Genomic DNA, 20247 nt, shown 5'->3' on the forward strand with positions numbered 1-20247 from the left:
TAAAAAAACATGTAGAGTATACTCTACATGTTTTTTTTGTACATATAAAAGGAAGATGATTTACTAGAGAAATAAGTGGATTTTATGCATATTAAAAAATATAAAAATAATAATATAAGTATTGAAAATTTTTGTGTGTTACTATATACTACTATTAGTAGCTGGTACTAATTACAGCTATAAAATTTGGAGGGAACATGAAAAAGAAAAGTAAAGCCCAAAGACAAAAAGAGCTTATAGATATGCTAAAGACGGATCCTTTTTATACTGATGAAGAATTATCAAGTCTGTTTGATGTAAGTATACAGACTATAAGATTAGATAGAATGAGTCTAAACATACCAGAGCTAAGAGAAAGAGTCAAATCAATAGCAGAAACTCAGAGTTCAAAAGTAAAGACTTTAGGAGTAAAGGAAATTACAGGAGAAATCATTGATTTATCTGTAGGGCGATTAGGTATATCTATGTTAGAAGTTACACAAGACATGATTTATTCTAAGACTAATACTTTAAAAGATACGTATATATTTTCTCTAGCAGATTCATTGGCAATGGCTATAATAGATGCACCTAAAGTTATTATGAGAGTTGCAAATGTAAAAAGTTTTAAGTTGATAGAACAACAAGACAGGCTTATAGCAAAAGCAGAAGTGTATAGAAATATAGATAAAAAGCATTATGTAAAAGTTGTTATCAATAATAAAGCTCAAGAACAAATATTTAGAGGAAAGTTTATCTTTGAAGAATTAGATTAGGAGGGTAATCATGAAAATAGTAATTGATGGAATGGGTGGAGATAATGCACCTAAATCTAATGTAGAAGGCGCAGTAAATGCTATAAAAGAATATAACGTTGATTTAATAATCACAGGAGATAAAGATTTATTAGAAAAGGAATTTTCAAATTATGAATTTGATAGAAATAGGCTAGAGATAGTTCATACTACTGAGATTATAGAAAATGAAGATAAACCAGTAAAGGCTATAAGAAGTAAAAAAGATTCTTCTATGGTAGTAGCATTAAACCTTGTAAAAGAAGGAAAGGCAGATGCTATAATATCAGCTGGAAATACAGGAGCTTTACTTGCTGGTGGATTATTTGTTGTTGGTAGAATAAAAGGAATCGATAGACCTTGCTTATGCTCAGCAATACCGAATGTAAAGCGAGGAATGACACTTATAGCAGACTGTGGCGCAAATGCAGATTGTAAACCTAAAAATCTAGTTGAATTTTCAGCTATGAGTAATATCTATGCAAGAAAAGTTTTAGGTCTTGAAAATCCTAAAGTAGCATTAGCAAATGTTGGACTAGAGGAAGGCAAAGGTAATGATTTAGTTAAAAGGTCATATGAAGAAATTAAAAAATTAGATTTAAATTTTATAGGGAATGTAGAAGCTAGGGAAGTTATAAATGCATATACAGATATAATAATCTGTGATGGATTTACAGGTAATATATTACTTAAGTCTGCTGAAGGTGTAGCTCTTTCAGTTATGAGCCTTATAAAGGAAACTTTTATGGCTAGTACAAAGAGTAAAATAGGAGCATTACTTATAAAGGATGATTTAAGAAAATTAAAGAGTTTTATAGATTATTCTGAGTATGGGGGAGCTCCACTTTTAGGTCTAAATGGAGGCGTTATAAAAGCTCATGGAAGCTCTGATGCTAAAGCTATAAAGAATGCTATAAATCAAGGAATAAAATTTGCAAAAGGAAACGTTGTTGAAGATATCAGTCAATTTATAAGCAAATATAATGAAGAAAATAAAAATAACGAAGATGAATAAACTCGTTTTGGAGGTTTAATATATAATGAATACAAAGGCTGGAATATTAGGAGTAGGAAGTTATCTACCTGAGAAATCATATGATAATTTTCACTTCGAGAAGATAATGAATACATCAGATGAGTGGATAAGTACTAGAACTGGTATTAAGGAAAGAAGATTTGCTAAAGAGTCTGAAGCAACTTCTGACCTAGCATCTAAAGCTGCCTTAAAAGCTATAGAATGTGCAAAGTTAAATGTAGAGGATATAGAGTTGATTATATTAGCGACAATTACTCCTGATATGTCTTTGCCTTCAACTGCATGTATAGTACAAGATGCAATAGGAGCAGTGAATGCTACTGCATTTGATATATCAGCAGCTTGTTCTGGATTTGTATATGGAGTAACTATTGCAAAGCAATTTGTGGAAACTGGTTGTTACAAAAATGTACTTGTAATAGGAGCAGAAACTTGTTCTAAGTTTTTAAATTACGATGATAGAACAACAGCAGTATTATTTGGAGATGGTGCTGGAGCAGCTGTTATTGGACCTGTAAGTGAAGGTGGAATACTATCTACTCATATGGGTTCTGATGGTAAAGGAAAAGATTGTTTAAAAGTACCTGCTGGAGGTTCAAGACTTAAAGCAAGTAAAGAGACTGTAGAAGCTAATCTACATACAATAGAAATGGCAGGAAGTGATGTATTTAAATTTGCAGTTAGAAAGATGGCAGAAACTTCTTTAATAGCTCTTGAAAAAGCCAATTTAAATACAACTGACATAGACTATTTAATACCACATCAAGCTAATATAAGAATCATACAAGCGTCTTCTAAGAGATTAGAACTTGATATGAAAAAAGTTTATGTAAATATAAACAAGTATGGAAATATGTCTGCTGCATCTATACCAGTTGCGTTAGATGAAGCTTATAGAGAAGGTAAAATTAAAAAAGGCGACAATGTAGTTTTAGTTGGCTTTGGTGGAGGTCTAACTTGGGGGGCTTCAGTTGTCAAGTGGACTTTATAGTATAAAATATCCAAAATGCTTTAATTGACAAAATTAACTTTATATTAAGAGTAAGGTTGATTAATAATAAAAAGTTTACTTTTATGATTTCAAGTGAAGGAGAATTGTATGAATAAAATTTGCAAAATATTAAATATAAAATACCCAGTTATCCAAGGGGGAATGGCATGGGTAGCTACTGCATCATTAGCAAGTGCTGTATCTAATGCAGGAGGGCTTGGAATAATAGCAGCAGGAAACGCACCAAAAGAAGCTATAAAAAAAGAAATTGTTGAGTGCAAAAAATTAACAGATAAACCTTTTGGAGTAAATGTAATGCTTATGTCACCATTTGTAGATGACATAATTGATTTAATTATAGAAGAAAAAATTCAGGTTATCACTACTGGGGCAGGAAATCCTGCAAAGTATATGGATAGATTAAAAGAAGCTGGAACAAAGGTTATTCCTGTAGTACCTACAATAGCTTTAGCTCAAAGAATGGAAAAGCTAGGAGCTACAGCAGTAATAGCTGAAGGTACAGAAGGTGGAGGCCATATAGGAGAGCTTACTACTATGGTTTTGGTTCCACAAGTTGCTGATGTTGTCAACATACCTGTAATAGCTGCTGGAGGAATTGTAGATGGTAGAGGTATTGCTGCTTCTTTTGCATTAGGTGCTAGTGCAGTTCAAGTAGGAACTAGATTTATCTGTAGTGAAGAGTGTTCTGTACATTCAAACTACAAAAACTTAGTAATAAAAGCAAAAGATAGAGATGCGATTGTTACAGGAAGAAGTACAGGTCATCCAGTAAGAACATTAAAGAATAAATTATCGAAAGAATTTTTAAAGATGGAGCAAAATGGAGCTACTCCTGAAGAATTAGATAAAAAAGGTACAGGTGCTTTAAGATTTGCAACAGTAGATGGAGATATAGAAAAAGGCTCATTTATGGCAGGTCAAAGTGCTGCTATGGTAAAAGAAATAACACCTTGTAAAGAAATTATAGAAACTATGGTAAATCAAGCAAAAGAGATTATGCCAGCAATAGAACTGTAAATCAGGAGGAGCAAGATGGGAAAAGTTGCACTAGTATTTCCTGGTCAAGGAGCTCAATATGTAGGTATGGCCAAGGATTTATACGAAAATAATGATGTTGCTAAAAATGTAATAGATGAGGCTTGTGAAGCCTTAAAAATGGACTTAAAAAAACTTATGTTTGAAGGCAATGAAGAAGAACTTTCTAAAACTGAAAATACTCAACCTGCTATGGTTACACATAGTGTAGCGGTATTAAAAGCAGTACAAGCTCAAATAGATTTAAAATATAGTGCATGTTTAGGTTTATCTTTAGGAGAGTATAGTGCATTAGTTGCAGCAGATGCAATTGATTTTAAAGATGCTGTATGCTTAGTCAAAAAAAGAGGTAAATTTATGCAGGATACAGTTCCAACAGGTGTTGGAGCTATGGCAGCAATTTTAGGACTAGATAGAAGTATATTAGAAAATGTAGTTAAAGATATACAAGGAGGTATTGTAGAAGTAGCAAATTACAATTCTCCTGGTCAAATAGTTATATCTGGTGAAAATGAAAAGATAGAAGAGGCAATGGTAAGATGCAAAGAAGCAGGAGCAAAAAGAGCTGTTAAATTAAATGTAAGTGGACCTTTTCACTCATCAATGCTAAAAGAAGCAGGAGTAAAGTTAGGCAGTGAGTTGGAGAAAGTTAACATCACTAAACCTAAAATTGATGTAGTAGCAAATGTAAATGCAGATTACTATAAAAATGAAGGGAAAGAACTACTTATAAAACAAGTAAGTTCATCTGTTCTTTGGGAAGATTCTATAGAAAGACTTTTAAACGATGGATATGATACTTTTATAGAAATGGGACCTGGAAAAACTTTAAAAGCATTTATCAAGAAGATAGCTTCTAACAAAAAAGCAAGTGTGAATATTTATAATATAGATGGTATAGATTCTCTTAATGAATTTGTACAAAATTATAGAAATGGAGAGATATAATGATAAATCTTACAGGACAAGTAGCAGTTGTTACTGGTGGCTCTAGAGGCATAGGAAAAGAAATAGCAAAAAAACTAGCATCTTTTGGGGCTGATGTAGTAATCAATTATACTTCTAAAGAAGATGAAGCACTAAAAACTAAAAATGAAATAGAAGGCATGGGTGTAAAATGTACTTCTATAAAATGTGATGTGTCTAAATCTGATGAAGTAAATCAAATGATAGATTCTGTTGTAAAAGAATTTGGAAAAGTTGATATATTGGTTAATAATGCAGGTATAACTAAAGATGCTTTGCTTATGAGAATGAAAGAAGAAGATTTTGATAGAGTCATAGATATAAACTTAAAAGGTGTCTTTAATTGTACAAAAGCAGTTACTAAACCTATGATGAAAAAGAAGTATGGAAGAATAATTAATATGACTTCAGTAGTTGGAATTATGGGTAACCCAGGACAAACTAATTATTGTGCATCAAAAGCTGGTGTAATTGGATTTACAAAAGCTTCTGCAAGAGAATTGGCATCAAGAAATATAAATATAAATGCAGTAGCACCTGGATTTATAGAAACAGATATGACTAAAGTATTAAGTGATGATGTAAAAGAATCAACACTTGCAAATATACCAAAAAAATCTTATGGTAAACCAGAAGATGTAGCAAATGCTGTAGCATTTTTAGTTAGTGACATGTCAAGTTATATAACAGGACAAGTGATAAATGTAGATGGCGGAATGGTAATGCAATAATAAAAAATAATAATTTAAAAAGTAGAGAAATCTATTAAAATAAAAAATCTTAGGAGGTACACAATGTTTAATAAAGTTGTAGAAATAATAATAGAGCAATTAGGAGTAGAAGATAAAGAAATAACTATGGAAACATCATTAATGAAAGATTTAGAAGCTGACTCATTAGATGCAGTAGAAATAATAATGGCACTTGAAGATGAATTTGGTATAGAAATACCAGATACAGAAGCAGAAAACTTCAAATCTATAGGAGATATAGTTAAGTATATAGAAGCTAATAAATAGTCGAGCTTTAAAAAAGTGGAGGTATCCGATGAATAAAAGAGTAGTAATAACAGGACTTGGATGTGTTACGCCGTTGGGAACGGGAAAAGATGAGTTCTGGAGCAATATAAAATCTGGAGTATCTGGTATAGATAAAATAACTAATTTCGATGCTAGCACATATCAAACTCAGATAGCAGGAGAAGTTAAGAATTTTCACCCAGAAGAATATATAAGCAAAAAAGAACTGAAAAGATTAGACAAATTTGCTCAATTTGCAATAGTATCTGCAAAATTAGCAGTTGAAGATGCAAATCTTGATTTAGATAAAGTTAATAGAGAACGTGTTGGTGTTATAATAGGTTCTGGAATAGGTGGAGTTGAAGCAATAGAAACTCAACATAAAATTCTTTTAGAAAAAGGAAACAAAAGAGTAAGCTCTCTTTTTGTACCTATGATGATAGGTAATATGGCAGCTGGTCAAGTTTCAATATTTTTAGGAGCAAAAGGACCTAACACTAATGTATGTACAGCTTGTGCATCAGGGACTCATTCAATAGGTGATGCTTTTAAGGTTATACAAAGAGGTGATGCAGATATTATGGTGGCAGGAGGTTCTGAAGCTGCTGTAACAGGTCTTGCATTTGCTGGATTCTGTAATATGAAAGCTATGTCGACTAGAAATGATGACCCTAAAACTGCATCACGACCATTTGATAAAGATAGAGATGGATTTGTAATGGGAGAAGGAGCAGGTATTGTTATCCTAGAAGACTTGGAACATGCTTTAGCAAGAGGTGCTAAGATATATGCAGAAGTAGTTGGATATGGTTTAACTGCTGATGCATATCATATGACAACTCCAGCTGAGAATGGAGAAGGAGCAGCTAGGTCTATGAATATGGCTTTGAAAGATGGAAATGTTCCATTAGAAGAAGTAGATTATATAAATGCTCATGGAACTTCAACTTATTACAATGACTTGTACGAAACTATGGCTATAAAAACTGTATTTGGAGAAAAGGCATATGATTTATGTGTATCATCAACAAAATCTATGACTGGACATTTATTAGGGGCATCAGGTGCTATAGAAGCTGTTGTTTGTGCTATGAGTATAGAGGATAGTTTTGTACCTCCAACTATAAATGTACAAGAAGTTGGTGAAGATTTGGATTTAGATTATGTTCCAAATAAAGGTAAAGAAAAAAATGTTAGATATGCACTATCAAATTCTTTAGGATTTGGTGGGCACAATGCTACAATTGTACTAAAAAAATATGTATAAATAAATCATAAATATTAAATTTGAAATTAAAAAACAAGTACTTGTTTTAACTTTTAAATTTACATTGACTTAAATTCAAAGTCCCCTAAATTATTTTAGGGGATTTTTTATTAAGATTTAATTCTAGCATATGTTGTAAATCATTTTGATATATTGTATTATTAAGTATTAAGAGGTTATTTATATATATGCGAGTTTTCATTCTACAATATACAGAAGGAGGACTAAAATTTTGAATTTTAGACTACCAAATAAAAGATTATTAAAAAGTATAATTTTTATAGGTGTAATACTTATTAGTATTATTTTGTTTATAAAGTACGACCAAAATGGGCTGAAAGAAAGAGAAATTATAAATAAGGGGAAATATATGTCTGAAAGTCTTGTTTCAGATAAGAAGTATGATGAAGCAAAAAAATTGGTTAAAACGTCTTTTGAAGCTATACCAGAAAAAAAATACAATAAAGTATATAATGAAGTATGGGACATGTTAAAAACTATTTCATCTGTTCCAGGAGGAACGAAGATAGTTATTGATTCATTGGAGAAGATGAGAATGTCAGATGAAAAATTATCTGATGAGAGTAGATTTAATATAGAAAAAAGATTAGCATCAGTGTACATAATGGATAATAATTATTCTAAAGCCGTAGATTTAACTGTAAAATCTATAAAATTGGCTGAAAAATTAGAGGACAATTATGAAAAAGCAAGGCTAGATGTTGATTTGGCGAGCATACTTTTAAAGGTAGGTGGCTATGAAACAGGAGAGAAATTAATAAGAGATTCTTTTAATATAGATATTGATGAAGGCGAAAAAAATGGAATGGTTAGATTATATGCTCTTATAAATTTATCAGAAATATATGTAGAGCTGGGAGAATATGATAAAGCTATTGAAACGAGTGGCAGAGTAGAAGACTATAAAAAATTTGTAAAGATAGATAATTACAACGATTTTGAGATAATGGCTTCTATAATGCAGGCAAATGCATACGTAGGAAAAAATGATATGCCAAAGGCAAGCACTTTTTTAGAAAGAGCTGATTATCTTATAAAATCTGACAAATCAGTCTATATATTAGATAAAGATATGTATTATTATATGGCAATGGGAAATTTAGAATATAAAAATGAAAATTATACTTCTGCAATAGATAATTATAAAAAAAGCTTAGAGATATCTAATAAAAGAAAGTTAATTCAGGAAAAAATAAGAATTTTAAACAAAATATTAAATATATATGAAAAACAAGGAAATGTAAATGCTGTAAATAAGTACCAAAAGATACTGATAAGTGAATACAAAGAGAACAAAAGGATAAGAGACTCAGAGACTAGTTTTTATATAATTGACAAAGTATCAAATGAAAGTGCATTATTTGAGAAAACTAAGAAAGAAATCAAATATTACAAAATATTATTTACAGTAATTATAATTGCTATATTAGGGTCTACTTTTTTATATAATAGACTGAAGTATTTTAAAGCACAAAACTTACATGATGGGCTTACAAATGTTTATAATCGAAAAAGTTTCGATATTATGTATGAAAAATATAGAGATAAAGATGATAATTTTGCACTTGTAATGATAGATATTGACAACTTTAAACTTATAAATGATAATTATGGACATAAATTTGGTGATGTTGTCATAAAGGGGATAACAAATACTATTTGTGTCATGTTGGAGCAAGAAGATAAAGTATTTAGGTATGGAGGCGAGGAGTTTTCTGTACTAATAAGAAATAAATCTGGTGAAGAAGTAGTAAATATAATTGACAATATAAGAATTGCAATTGCAAATAAAAAATGGGGTGAAGATGTAACTGTGACTATAAGTGCAGGTATAGCTCATATTTCTGACAGTAAGAATGTACTAGAAGAAGCTGACAAAAATTTATACAAAGCAAAACAACTTGGTAGAAATAAAGTAGTATATAAGTAATTATATGTTATATAAATAAGAGGTATAAGTATGAAACAATCAATAGCTATAGTAACTGATAAAATAACCAAATTATCATCTTTTTTAGAAGAAAATATACGTTTGGTTTTGGGTGATTACATTGATATAAACCATTACTATTTAGACAATTTAAAAGAGGATGATAAAATACAAGGTGACTTTGTATTGGTAATGACTGATGATAGATTAAATAGCATGAGAAAGCATTTAGTACAAGATAGTAAGATTATAGTAGTAAGAAGGACTCTTAAAGAAAATGAAATCTATGGATTATTTTCAATCCCAAATGGAACAGAAGTATTAGTTGTAAATGATACAAAAGAAACTACCTTAGAAACAATAAGTTTGTTTTACAAGATAGGAGTAAAAAATTTAAAGTTTACTCCATATATTGAAGGAAAAATTTATAAAAATATAGATATAGCTATAACACCTGGAGTAAAAGAAAAAGTACCAAGTTATATAAGTAAAGTAATAGACCTTGGGAATAGATATATTGATATATCTACTTTTATAGAAATAATAAATGGACTTAGAATTGATGTTAAGGAAATACGTAAAAACTTAATGGCATATTCTGAACGTTTAATAAGTCTAGATAACGGAGTCAAAGATAATTATAGACAATTGTTTCTAAAAATGGAGGAACAAGATGTTATATTAAATTTATCAAAAGATGGAATAATATTTACTTCAGCAGATGGTGTTATAAATACTTTTAATAAAGAAGCTTTAAAGATTTTAGGTATAAATGAAAACCCACAAAGTAAAAACATAGAGGAAGTTATATCTAAAGATTTAAATATTTTACTTGAAGACAAAGAAATAGTTGATGAAGTTGTATTTACAAATAAAAAATATATAAATGTAAATAAAAAAAATATATTTTCTATGGGGAATAAAGCTGGTATATATTATAATTTACAAGAAATAACATATATAAAAAAGTTAGAACAAAATCTTACTAATAAATTGAGAGAACAAGGACAAATAGCTAAGTATACATTTAAAGATATAAAAACTAAAAATAAAAATATGATAAAGTGCATAGAATTGGCTAAAAAAATATCTAAATCAGACCTTTCTGTGTTAATAATAGGAGAAAGTGGTACTGGGAAAGAATTGCTATCCCAATCAATTCATAATGACTCTAATAGAAGCAATCAACCATTTATAGCAGTTAATTGTGCAGCAGTTCCAGATAGCCTATTAGAAAGTCAGTTGTTTGGATATGAGAAAGGCTCTTTTACAGGAGCTTTAAGAGAAGGAAAAAAAGGGTTATTTGAACTTGCAAACAATGGAACCATATTTCTAGATGAAATAGGAGATATGCCTCCATTGCTGCAAACAAAGTTACTCAGAGTACTTCAAGAGAAGCAGGTTATGCCTATAGGTTCTCATAATGTTGTAAATATAGATGTTAGAGTTATAGCAGCAACAAATAAAAATTTGCCAAAGATGATTAGAGAAGGAAAATTCAGAGAGGATTTATATTATAGACTGAATGTATTGCCAATAGATGTACCATCATTAAAAAATAGAAAAGAAGATATAATAACACTTATGAATTTCTTCTTAAAACATAATATAAGGCTTTCACCTGAAGTTGTAACTATCTTAGAAAAATATAATTGGCCAGGAAATATAAGGGAGTTACAAAATGTTGCTTCTTATGTAAGTCTAATGTGTGATAATATGGTTTTTAAAGAGGACTTACCACCATATATAAAGACAGAATATGTTGCTAATTATGAAGATGGATTTGGTTATACAAAAAAAGAATTTGAGGATATATTAAGAGTTCTATATGAAAGAAGAGAATCAGCTTCTGGAGTTGGAAGAGGATTTATAATTGAAAGACTTACAGATGAAGGGATTGAGATTTCTGAAAGCAAAGTTAGAAAGGTATTATCTTATTTAAGTGAGTGTGGATACATATCATCTAAATCTGGTAGATTTGGAAGTCAAATAACTTCAGAAGGTATAAATCTTTACAATAAAATGACTTAAGTGTACTGATATTAAAATAAGATATTTTGAACATAAATATTTAAATAAGTGTAAACTTTTATACTTATAAAATTCAGATTATATTATAGTGGAGAGAATAGCATATATTTCAAATGTTTTAAATTAAATATTAATAGGTTAAAAAAATAGGTTTAGATAGGTAATGGGTTATTATAAAATAACCCATTACCTATTTTTATTTTCAAAAAGATTGTATATAAGATAAACAATAAAAACTGAAGTCTACAAAAGCACTGAAAATGCTAGATAAAAAATAAATATAAATAATTATAAATCTTGGCATGTATATTGCTAATTATAGGGATAAGACGACAAAATAATTAGGAGGTTTAATTATGAAATACAAAACAACAGGGACTTGTGCTACAGAAATTGAATTCGAGGTAAAAGAGAATAAAGTTACAAATGTAAATTTTATTGGTGGATGTGATGGAAATTTAAAAGGATTAAAAGTATTAGTTGAAGGTATGAATATAGAAGATGTAATTAAAAAATTAAAAGGAATTGAATGTAAGACAAAGCCAACATCTTGTCCAGACCAACTTTCTCTAGCATTGGAAAATTATATAAATATAAAATAAATACATACAACAATCGATTAGTTAGGAGCTTGATTATGAAACCAATAATAGGGATTTTAGGAAATTTAATAATAATGGAAAATGGAATGTTTCCAGGTCTTGAAAGGTCATATGTAAATAATGACTATATAAATGCAGTACTAAAAGGTGGAGGTAGTCCAGTTATTATTCCAGTAAATACAGATAAAGAAGTTATAAAAAAACAGATTGAGATGGTTGATGGAGTTTTAATATCTGGGGGATGGGATGTCAATCCTCAATTGTATGGTGAAGAAACAAGAGAAGAAACGACATTTATATACCCAGAAGTTGATGAGTTTGATTTAATTGCTATAAGTATAGCATTAGAACTTAAAAAACCTATATTGGGTATATGCAGGGGCTTACAAATCTTAAATGTAAGCTTAGGAGGAACTTTATATCAAGATAATAATCTTGTAGAAGGAAGTTATATAAAACATACACAATCTTCAAAAAGACATGTAGCTACTCATAAAGTAGATGTTAAAGAAGGTAGTATTTTAGAAGGAATCTTAGGAAAACAATTACTTACAAATAGTTATCACCATCAAAGTGTTAATCAGCTTGGAAAAAGATTAAAAGCTATAGCATATTCAAAAGATGGTATAATAGAAGCTATTCAGAAAGAGGATGAAAATTTTGTAGTAGGTGTACAGTGGCATCCAGAAATGATGGTAGACCACTGTAATAAAATGGAAAAACTATTTAAATATTTTATAAATATTTGTTCAAATTTATAATATACCTTGGGGGGGATTGAACATGAACGAAAAGAATAAAATGGGATTAATAAGTATTATACTTTTAGGTATTAACGCAGTTGTAGGAGCTGGAGTTTTCCTATTACCAGGAGATGCAATGAAATCATTTGGTGTAGCAAGTATATTTGTATATATGTTTGATATGTTGTTGGTTTTATCCATGGCATTTTGTTTTGCTGAGGTAGCAGGTAAATTTAACAAAAATGGTGCTGCCTATGTATATACTAAAGAAGCTTTTGGAGATTTTTGTGGTTTTGAAGTAGGTCTTATGAAATGGGTAATAGGATGTATCTCTTGGGGGGCATTAATCGTAGGTTTCCCTACATCATTGTCAGCAGTATGGGCTCCAGCAGGTGACCCTTATATACAAAAAATTATAATTGTAACTATGATAGTTGGTCTTACAATTATAAACTTATTAGGTGTATCCTTATCAAAAATTGTACAAAATGTTATAACTGTAGGTAAACTGATTCCATTAATATTATTTATAGGAATAGGTATATTTTTTATAAAAGGAGTTAATTTTACTACTTCAACAATGGTACCTCCAGGAGCTGGAGTAACAGAGTTTGGAGCAGCAGCACTTTTAATGTTTTATTCATTTACAGGATTTGAATCTATAGCAGTTGCAGCAGAAGATATGGAGAATCCTAAAAAGAATATACCAATAGCAATTATAAGTGTAATAGTAATTGCATCAATAATATACATATTAAATCAAGTTGTATGTGTTGGTATACTAGGAGATTCATTATCTAGTACATCTACACCGGTTGCAGACGCTGCAAGAATATGTTTTGGAAATATGGGTGCAGGATTGGTAACTTTTGGGACATTAGTTTCTGTGGGTGGAATTTGTATGTGTGGTGCTTTCGTAAATCCAAGAAGTTGTGTAGCTTTGGCTGATGATAAAATGTTACCTAGAATATTTGCAAGAAAAGACAAAAAAGGGACACCATATGTAGCAATAATAGCTACTATGATAATTACTATACCAATAGCCTTATCTGGAAGCTTTGCTGAATTAGCGGCAATAAGTGCAGTTGCTAGATTTATACAGTATATACCAACATCTTTATCAGTATTAGTATTTAGAAAGAAAAGACCAGAATTAGTAGGTACTTTTAAAACTCCATTTGGAGCAGTGATTCCTTTAATTGCGGTATGTGTTGGGACATGGTTATTATTCCAAGCATCTATGCATCAGTTAATTATGGGATTAGGAGCATTGGCAATTGGAGTACCACTATACTTTATAATGAAGTCTTATAATAGAAAAGTTTATGGTGAAGAATTAAAGAAAATAGTTTAATTGCATTATAAAAACAAATTGAAATAAGGTTGGATATTGGCAGAAAATTAAATATAAATAAGTATATATAAGGTTATATTAAAATATTATTGATTTTTTATTTTAGTGTAACCTTATATTGTTATTAATACATGAAAAATATTGTAATAGGTTAAAAACAATAGTATTATGTTTATAGATAAAAAACTTGTTAGGAGGTAAATTTATGCCAACAATAACTTTAAAAAATGGTGTGGACATACTTATTAGAGAGGGAGTAAAAGAAGATGCTCAAAACATTATAGATTTCTATAATGAAGTGGGTGGAGAAACTCATTTTCTCTCATTTGGAAAAGACGAATATAAAGTATCTTTAGAGGAACAAGAAAACGCTATAGAGGCAGCAAAAGCGTCTGATAATTCAGTGAAATTGATTGCATTTATAGATAATGAGATAGTTGGTATTGCGACAATTGATTCTAATCAAAAAGCAAAAGGAAAGCATGTTGGAGTATTAGGGATTGTTGTAAAAGAAAAATATTGGGGAATTGGATTAGGAAAAAGACTTATGTTAGACCTTATAGAATGGTGTAAATCAAATGGAATAACTAAGAAAATAACTCTTGTAACTAATGAAGAAAATCATAATGCTATAGGACTATACAAAAAGGTTGGATTTGAAGTAGAGAGTATATTAAAGAAAGAATGTTACTATAATGGTGTTTATACAGATTTAGTAGGAATGTCACTTTTATTAGGAATATAATTAGTGTACATTTTATCTCGAAAAAAGTATATTAAGTATGGTATAATTAAAAAAGAATATAACTTAATATAATTTTGGAGGACGAATTATGAAAAATCTGTGTAAAATATCAGATGATTATTTAAACAGCAAACTGAAGTATTTAAAGTTATTATCAAAACAATATCCAAGTATATCAAAAGCAAGTACAGAAATAATAAATTTAGAGGCTATATTAAATCTTCCAAAGGGAACAGAACATTTTATAACAGATGTACATGGGGAATATGAGCCATTCGTACACGTATTAAAAAATGGTTCTGGTGTAATAAAGAGAAAAATAGAAGAATTATTTTCAAACACAATAAGGGACAGCGAAAAAAAGATGTTAGCAACTCTTGTATATTATCCTGAACAAAAGTTAGACCTAATAATTAAGCAAGAGGAAAATATAGATGATTTTTATAGAATAAATATTTATAGACTTATAGAACTTTGTAAGTATGCTTCTAGCAAATATACTAGGTCCAAAGTTAGAAAACTTTTGCCAGAAAATTTTAAATACATAATAGAAGAAGTTTTACATGAGCATGTCAAAAGTGAACATAAAGAAGAGTACTATAAAAGTATAGTTGAAACAATAGTAAACATAGGTATAGCTAAAGAGTTTATAATTGCTATTTCTACAGTTATACAAAAATTAGTTGTCGATAGATTGCATGTAATAGGAGATATTTATGATAGAGGTCCAAGACCAGATATAATTGTCGATAAACTTATTGAACATCATTGTGTAGATATTCAATGGGGAAATCATGATATATTATGGATGGGTGCAGCGTCAGGTGAAAAAACTTGTATAGCAAATGCTCTTAGGATATCAGCTAGATATGCTAATTTAGATATTGTAGAAGACATATATGGAATAAATCTATTACCTTTAGCTACTTTTGCTATAGAGATGTATAAGGATGACCCTTGTAAAGAATTTATTCCAAAGATTAATGACCAAAGTGTAACAATAACAGAAAAGTCTTTGATGGCTAAGATGCACAAGGCAATAAGTATAATCCAGTTTAAACTTGAAGGTGAAGTTATAAGGAGAAGACCTGAATTTGAGATGGAACATAGACTTTTGCTTAATATGATAAACTATGATGAAGGTACAATTACTTTAAATGGAAAGACATATAAATTAAAAGATACTTATTTGCCTACAATAGACAAAAAGGACCCATATAAATTAACAATAGAAGAAAAAAATGTTATTGATAAATTAGTATCCTCATTTAGAGGTAGTGAAAAACTACAAAAACATGTTTCATTTTTATTTTCTAAAGGAAGTATATATTTAAAGGCGAATTTGAACTTACTGATTCATGGATGTGTACCATTAAATGAGGATGGAAGTTTTATGTCTATGAATATAATGGGAAAAGAGTATAAAGGTAAGGCTCTTATGGACAAAATGGAATCTCTAGCAAGAGAAGGTTTTTTCTTTAAAGATAAGGCAGAAGAAAAGTTATATGGTATGGATATTATGTGGTATTTATGGACTGGAAAATGTTCCTCATTATTTGGTAAAGATGATATGACTACATTTGAAAGATACTTTATAGCAGAAAAAGAGACTCATAAAGAAAATAAGAACCCATATTTTAAACTTAGAGAAAATGAGATGGCTTGTAAAAGAATATTTGAAGAATTTGATTTAGAACTTGATGAATCACATATAATAAATGGTCATGTTCCTGTGGAAAGTAAAAACGGAGAGAGTCCAATAAAAGCTAATGGTAAAATTCTTGTTATAGATGGTGGTTTTTCTAGAGCGTATCAAAAAACTACTGGTATAGCTGGATATACTTTGATATATAATTCTAGAACTCTACAATTAGTATCACATGAACCATTTAATTCTGCTGAAGAAGCTATTGCAAATGAAAGCGATATTTTATCGACAACTGTTGTAGTAGAGCATAAGGCAAAGAGAAAAATGGTAAGAGATACTGATGAAGGAGTAAAAATACAGGAAGAAATAGAAGATTTAAAACTACTTTTAATGGCTTATAAAAAAGGCCTAATAAAAGAAATGTAGATATTATAGAGACACTTCATAATTGAAGTGTCTTTTTTATTGAGTAATATACCATAAAGGTTAATAATAGTAATTTAATAGAGCTTACTTAATAAGTGAATCCTAAATAAATGGGTTTACTTTTTTTTATTGATAAATATTATTTTAAAAAATATATATGTTTTGGTAATATTCCTTGTCCTTTATAAATAGAATTATATAAACAAAGGAGGAGGACAAGAAATGAATAAACTTTCTGATGAAATTATAAACTCTCTTTCTACAACTATAAGAGAAAAGGTAGAAAAAATCTCAAATAATAATCTAAATATAGAAGAAATTAGGTTACGTTCACAAAAACCATTGATACTAAATGCAAACTCTAAAGATTATTTTTATAATCAAAAAACTATGACACTCGATTTAAATCAACAAAACTCATATGTAGTGACAAGAGAAGATGTAGAGCAAACTTTTCAAATAATATGTAAATATTCGATACATTCATTTATGGATGATATAAAAAAAGGATTTATAACTTTGAGAGGAGGGCATAGAGTAGGGTTAGTTGGGAAAGCAATAGTAGAAGATGGACAAGTCAAAAATATAAAGCATATATCATCTTTAAATATAAGAGTATCGAGAGAAATCGTTGGATGTTCAAATAAGATTTTAAGTCATATCATAAATGGAAAAAATCAGATTAATAATACTTTGATAATATCGCCACCTCAATGTGGAAAAACAACTTTAATAAGAGATATAGTAAGAAATTTAAGCAATGGAAATGAGGATTATGGATTTAAAGGTTTAAAAGTGGCTCTAGTGGATGAGCGTAATGAGATAGCAGGTGCTTATCTAGGTGTTCCACAAATGGATGTTGGAATAAGGACTGATATAATAGAAACTTGCCCAAAAGACTTGGGGATTACAATGCTTTTAAGGTCTATGTCACCAAATGTTATTGTGACAGATGAGATTGGAAGCGAAAAAGAAATAAAGGCATTATATACAGCATTAAATGGAGGTATAGGATTAATAACTACTGTACATGGAGATTCAATAGAAGATATACAAAATAGAAAAGAATTAAATAGGCTTCTAGATAAAGAATTATTTAAAAAAGTTATAATTCTTTCTGCCAAAAGAGGTGCAGGGACAATTGAAAAAATTTATGATTTAGAAGAAAAGAGATGGTATTTTGCAAATTAAGATAATTATTATAGCTCTTTTAATAGGAAGTAGTTATTTGATAGGTGAACACATCTACAAGACTTATACTCGTAGACATAAACAATTGAATGATTTAATAAGAGTTTTAGAAATATTAAGGATGGACTTGTCTTTTGGACTTTATACATTGGAAGAGATTTTTAAGAGGATAGGTGCTAATAAAGAGTTTTGTTTTTGGAATTTTTTTCTTCAAATATCAGAAGAACTTCACAATGAACAAGGCAAAACTTTGGAAATGATAATATCAGAAAATCTTGATATTTTAAACAAAGAAACTTATCTAGGTAATAAAGAAATCGAGGAGTTAAAAAATTTAATACTTACTTTAGGTAAAAGTGACATAGAGTCACAACAAAGAATGATAGATTTATCTATAGAAAATTTGAAAAAACAGACCTATGAGACAAAAGAAGATATAAACAAAAAAGGTGTATTGTATAAAAAATTAGTCACATTTATAGGCATAGGTATATGTATTATATTGATTTAAATATGGGGAGGTTTATTATGGAGATATCATTGATATTAAAGGTTGCAGGTGTTGGAATTCTAATATCAGTATTGAATATGATATTGGAAAAAACAGATAGAAAAGACTGGGCAGGACTTACTACATTAGCAGGTGTAATAATCGTATTGGGTATGGTAATAACAGAAATAAGTGACTTATTTAATACTGTAAGAACAATGTTTCAACTTTACTAAAGAGGAGGGAGTAATTTGGAAATAATGCAATTAATAGGAATTGCAATCATTTCAACTACACTCTGTTTAGTAATTAAAAAAGATAGACCAGAGATAGCAAACTTCATAGCGATAATAACTGGAGTAATAATACTATTATCAGTTATGTTTAAGTTGAACTTTATAGTAGATAGTATACAAGATTTAGCTAATAAAGCTAATATCCCAACCATGTATATATCATTAATAATAAAATTAATTGGGATAGCATATTTAATGGAATTTGCAATACAACTTTGTAAAGATTGTGGGGAAGGAAACATTGCTTCAAAGCTAGAATTTGGAGGAAAAATAATAGTTATGTCAATGTCTTTCCCTATACTTCTATCCATTGTAGAAATGGTAGTTAACATAATTCCATAGTTATGTATCTTAAGATAACTATAGGTATATTAGAGAGATTCGTTGTATTGAGGTTTATAGAGTGAAGAGAGGCATGGTTGCTTATGAAAAAAAGATTTTTACCAATGATTATAGGTTTTGTATTTACTTTCTTTTTTATAAATATTTTTGCTATTATGATATTTGCTAACGAAGTACCAAGTAGTGAAGATAAAGAATATGGTGAAACAAAAAATAGTATAGATAAATATATAGATGGTCAGTTAGACAAGCTAGATATAAATGAAATTCAAGATTATATAAATAAAGAAATAGTTATTAATGATGTTAATTTAAAATCGTTTGTAAAAGATTTAATTAGTGGCAAAAAAAATATCTTAGATTTATTCAATAAAGATGGATTGAAGATATTGATGTTTGACGAATTTAAAGCGAGTTTAAAGGTAGTAGCAATAATTTTGGTACTGGCTTTATTATCATCTATTTTAAAAAGTCTAGAGAACTCTTTTTCATCAGGTGCTGTAAGTCAAATAGCAACATATATAATATTTATCACAATGGTATCACTCACACTTGTTGGATTTAAAGATGTATTACAAATTTGCTATGATGCAATAGACCATACTGTAGGTCTCATGCAGGTTATAATGCCAATATTGATAACATTTTTACTTTTAATTGGATTCCCAATAACATCTACTACTTTGAATCCTATCTTTATAGGAGGAGTAACATTTATAAATGTATTTTTTAAAAATTTTTTATTTGTATCAATTACTGTTGCGTTTGGAATTTTAATAATAAACAATTTATCAAAAAATATAAGGTTAAAGAGATTTTTCTCCTTTGTAAAACAAATAAATTATGTTTCTATTGGAGCTATGTTTACTATTTATTTAGGGCTTGTATCCATACAAGGATTGTATGTAACTAGTTTTGATAAATTCAGTGTAAAGACTGCTAAATTTGCTATAGGTAATTTTATTCCTGTTGTTGGTGGATTTGTATCTGATTCTGTGGATATTTTATTATCTTCATCTCAACTTATAAAAAATATATTTGGAGGAATAGGGCTTATATTACTTGTTGGAATTTGTTTACTTCCAGTTATAAAAATTTTATCCGTTATAGTAGTATACAAATTAGCCTCAATAATTGTAGAACCAGTAGGAGAAGATGGAATATCTAATTTTTTAAATGAAGTTGCAAATTTAATGATAATAATGCTAGCATCAGTAATTGCCATAACAGTAATGTTCTTTGTAACTGTAGCTATCTTGACCTCGATAAGTGTCGTAAGTCAAGGATAATATATCAATAAAAAATGATTACATTGAATCG

General features: G+C 29.2%; 20 protein-coding genes. All 20 read left to right on the forward strand.

The window, feature by feature from the left end; translation table 11 throughout:
• Positions 1-197: 197 nt before the first annotated feature.
• The 20 genes from fapR (at position 198) to spoIIIAE (ending at position 20216) form a co-directional block, all read left to right on the forward strand.
• On the forward strand, positions 198-755 hold the full coding sequence (fapR, locus tag ACTG44_RS06135; protein WP_003419115.1) for a transcription factor FapR: 558 nt from the start codon (positions 198-200) through the stop codon (positions 753-755).
• A 10-nt stretch (positions 756-765) separates the two neighbouring features.
• Positions 766-1788 (forward strand): phosphate acyltransferase PlsX, encoded by a 1023-nt coding sequence (plsX, locus tag ACTG44_RS06140; protein ID WP_021383976.1) that lies wholly within the window; start codon positions 766-768, stop codon positions 1786-1788.
• A gap of 25 nt (positions 1789-1813) precedes the next feature.
• Entirely contained in the window at positions 1814-2800 is a 987-nt protein-coding gene (locus tag ACTG44_RS06145) for a beta-ketoacyl-ACP synthase III (protein WP_021383966.1), read from the forward strand.
• 108 nt (positions 2801-2908) lie between these two features.
• Complete coding sequence (fabK, locus tag ACTG44_RS06150; RefSeq protein WP_021383942.1) at positions 2909-3838, forward strand: enoyl-[acyl-carrier-protein] reductase FabK; 930 nt, start codon at positions 2909-2911, stop codon at positions 3836-3838.
• Between the two features lie 15 nt (positions 3839-3853).
• Positions 3854-4804, forward strand: coding sequence for an ACP S-malonyltransferase (gene fabD, locus ACTG44_RS06155; RefSeq protein ID WP_021383967.1), 951 nt, complete (start codon positions 3854-3856; stop codon positions 4802-4804).
• A complete protein-coding gene (gene fabG / locus ACTG44_RS06160) occupies positions 4804-5553 on the forward strand; it encodes a 3-oxoacyl-[acyl-carrier-protein] reductase (RefSeq protein WP_021383965.1) in 750 nt (249 codons plus the stop codon). Before fabD ends, fabG begins: the two co-directional genes overlap by 1 nt.
• 63 nt (positions 5554-5616) lie before the next feature.
• Positions 5617-5841 (forward strand): acyl carrier protein, encoded by a 225-nt coding sequence (gene acpP, locus ACTG44_RS06165; protein WP_003419132.1) that lies wholly within the window; start codon positions 5617-5619, stop codon positions 5839-5841.
• Between the two features lie 28 nt (positions 5842-5869).
• Entirely contained in the window at positions 5870-7108 is a 1239-nt protein-coding gene (gene fabF, locus ACTG44_RS06170) for a beta-ketoacyl-ACP synthase II (protein ID WP_021383994.1), read from the forward strand.
• Between the two features lie 232 nt (positions 7109-7340).
• Complete coding sequence (locus tag ACTG44_RS06175) at positions 7341-9059, forward strand: tetratricopeptide repeat-containing diguanylate cyclase (RefSeq protein WP_479921468.1); 1719 nt, start codon at positions 7341-7343, stop codon at positions 9057-9059.
• 30 nt (positions 9060-9089) lie between these two features.
• Positions 9090-11090 (forward strand): sigma-54 interaction domain-containing protein, encoded by a 2001-nt coding sequence (locus tag ACTG44_RS06180; protein WP_479918379.1) that lies wholly within the window; start codon positions 9090-9092, stop codon positions 11088-11090.
• 356 nt (positions 11091-11446) lie between these two features.
• Complete coding sequence (locus ACTG44_RS06185; protein ID WP_021383974.1) at positions 11447-11692, forward strand: TIGR03905 family TSCPD domain-containing protein; 246 nt, start codon at positions 11447-11449, stop codon at positions 11690-11692.
• A gap of 35 nt (positions 11693-11727) precedes the next feature.
• The gene (locus ACTG44_RS06190) at positions 11728-12453 is read left to right on the forward strand and encodes a gamma-glutamyl-gamma-aminobutyrate hydrolase family protein (RefSeq protein WP_479920016.1); all 726 of its coding nucleotides are present in this window, start codon (positions 11728-11730) and stop codon (positions 12451-12453) included.
• Positions 12454-12475: 22 nt separating this feature from the next.
• Positions 12476-13789: an APC family permease gene (locus ACTG44_RS06195; RefSeq protein WP_021383982.1), complete on the forward strand. Its 1314-nt coding sequence runs from the start codon at positions 12476-12478 to the stop codon at positions 13787-13789.
• 205 nt (positions 13790-13994) lie between these two features.
• The gene (locus ACTG44_RS06200; RefSeq protein ID WP_021383997.1) at positions 13995-14534 is read left to right on the forward strand and encodes a GNAT family N-acetyltransferase; all 540 of its coding nucleotides are present in this window, start codon (positions 13995-13997) and stop codon (positions 14532-14534) included.
• A gap of 88 nt (positions 14535-14622) precedes the next feature.
• Entirely contained in the window at positions 14623-16608 is a 1986-nt protein-coding gene (locus ACTG44_RS06205; protein WP_021383980.1) for a fructose-1,6-bisphosphatase, read from the forward strand.
• 222 nt (positions 16609-16830) lie between these two features.
• Positions 16831-17799, forward strand: a complete 969-nt coding sequence (gene spoIIIAA, locus ACTG44_RS06210) for a stage III sporulation protein AA (protein ID WP_021383924.1) — start codon at positions 16831-16833, stop codon at positions 17797-17799.
• Positions 17789-18310: a stage III sporulation protein AB gene (locus ACTG44_RS06215; RefSeq protein WP_044213029.1), complete on the forward strand. Its 522-nt coding sequence runs from the start codon at positions 17789-17791 to the stop codon at positions 18308-18310. The genes spoIIIAA and ACTG44_RS06215 overlap by 11 nt, the downstream gene beginning before the upstream one ends.
• A 17-nt stretch (positions 18311-18327) precedes the next feature.
• Positions 18328-18525 (forward strand): stage III sporulation protein AC, encoded by a 198-nt coding sequence (gene spoIIIAC / locus ACTG44_RS06220; protein WP_009888937.1) that lies wholly within the window; start codon positions 18328-18330, stop codon positions 18523-18525.
• Between the two features lie 24 nt (positions 18526-18549).
• Positions 18550-18927: a stage III sporulation protein AD gene (gene spoIIIAD / locus ACTG44_RS06225; RefSeq protein WP_003428424.1), complete on the forward strand. Its 378-nt coding sequence runs from the start codon at positions 18550-18552 to the stop codon at positions 18925-18927.
• 83 nt (positions 18928-19010) lie between these two features.
• Positions 19011-20216 (forward strand): stage III sporulation protein AE, encoded by a 1206-nt coding sequence (gene spoIIIAE / locus ACTG44_RS06230; protein ID WP_479920017.1) that lies wholly within the window; start codon positions 19011-19013, stop codon positions 20214-20216.
• Positions 20217-20247: the final 31 nt, after the last annotated feature.

This window comes from Clostridioides sp. LIBA-2809 (genome assembly GCF_056688965.1).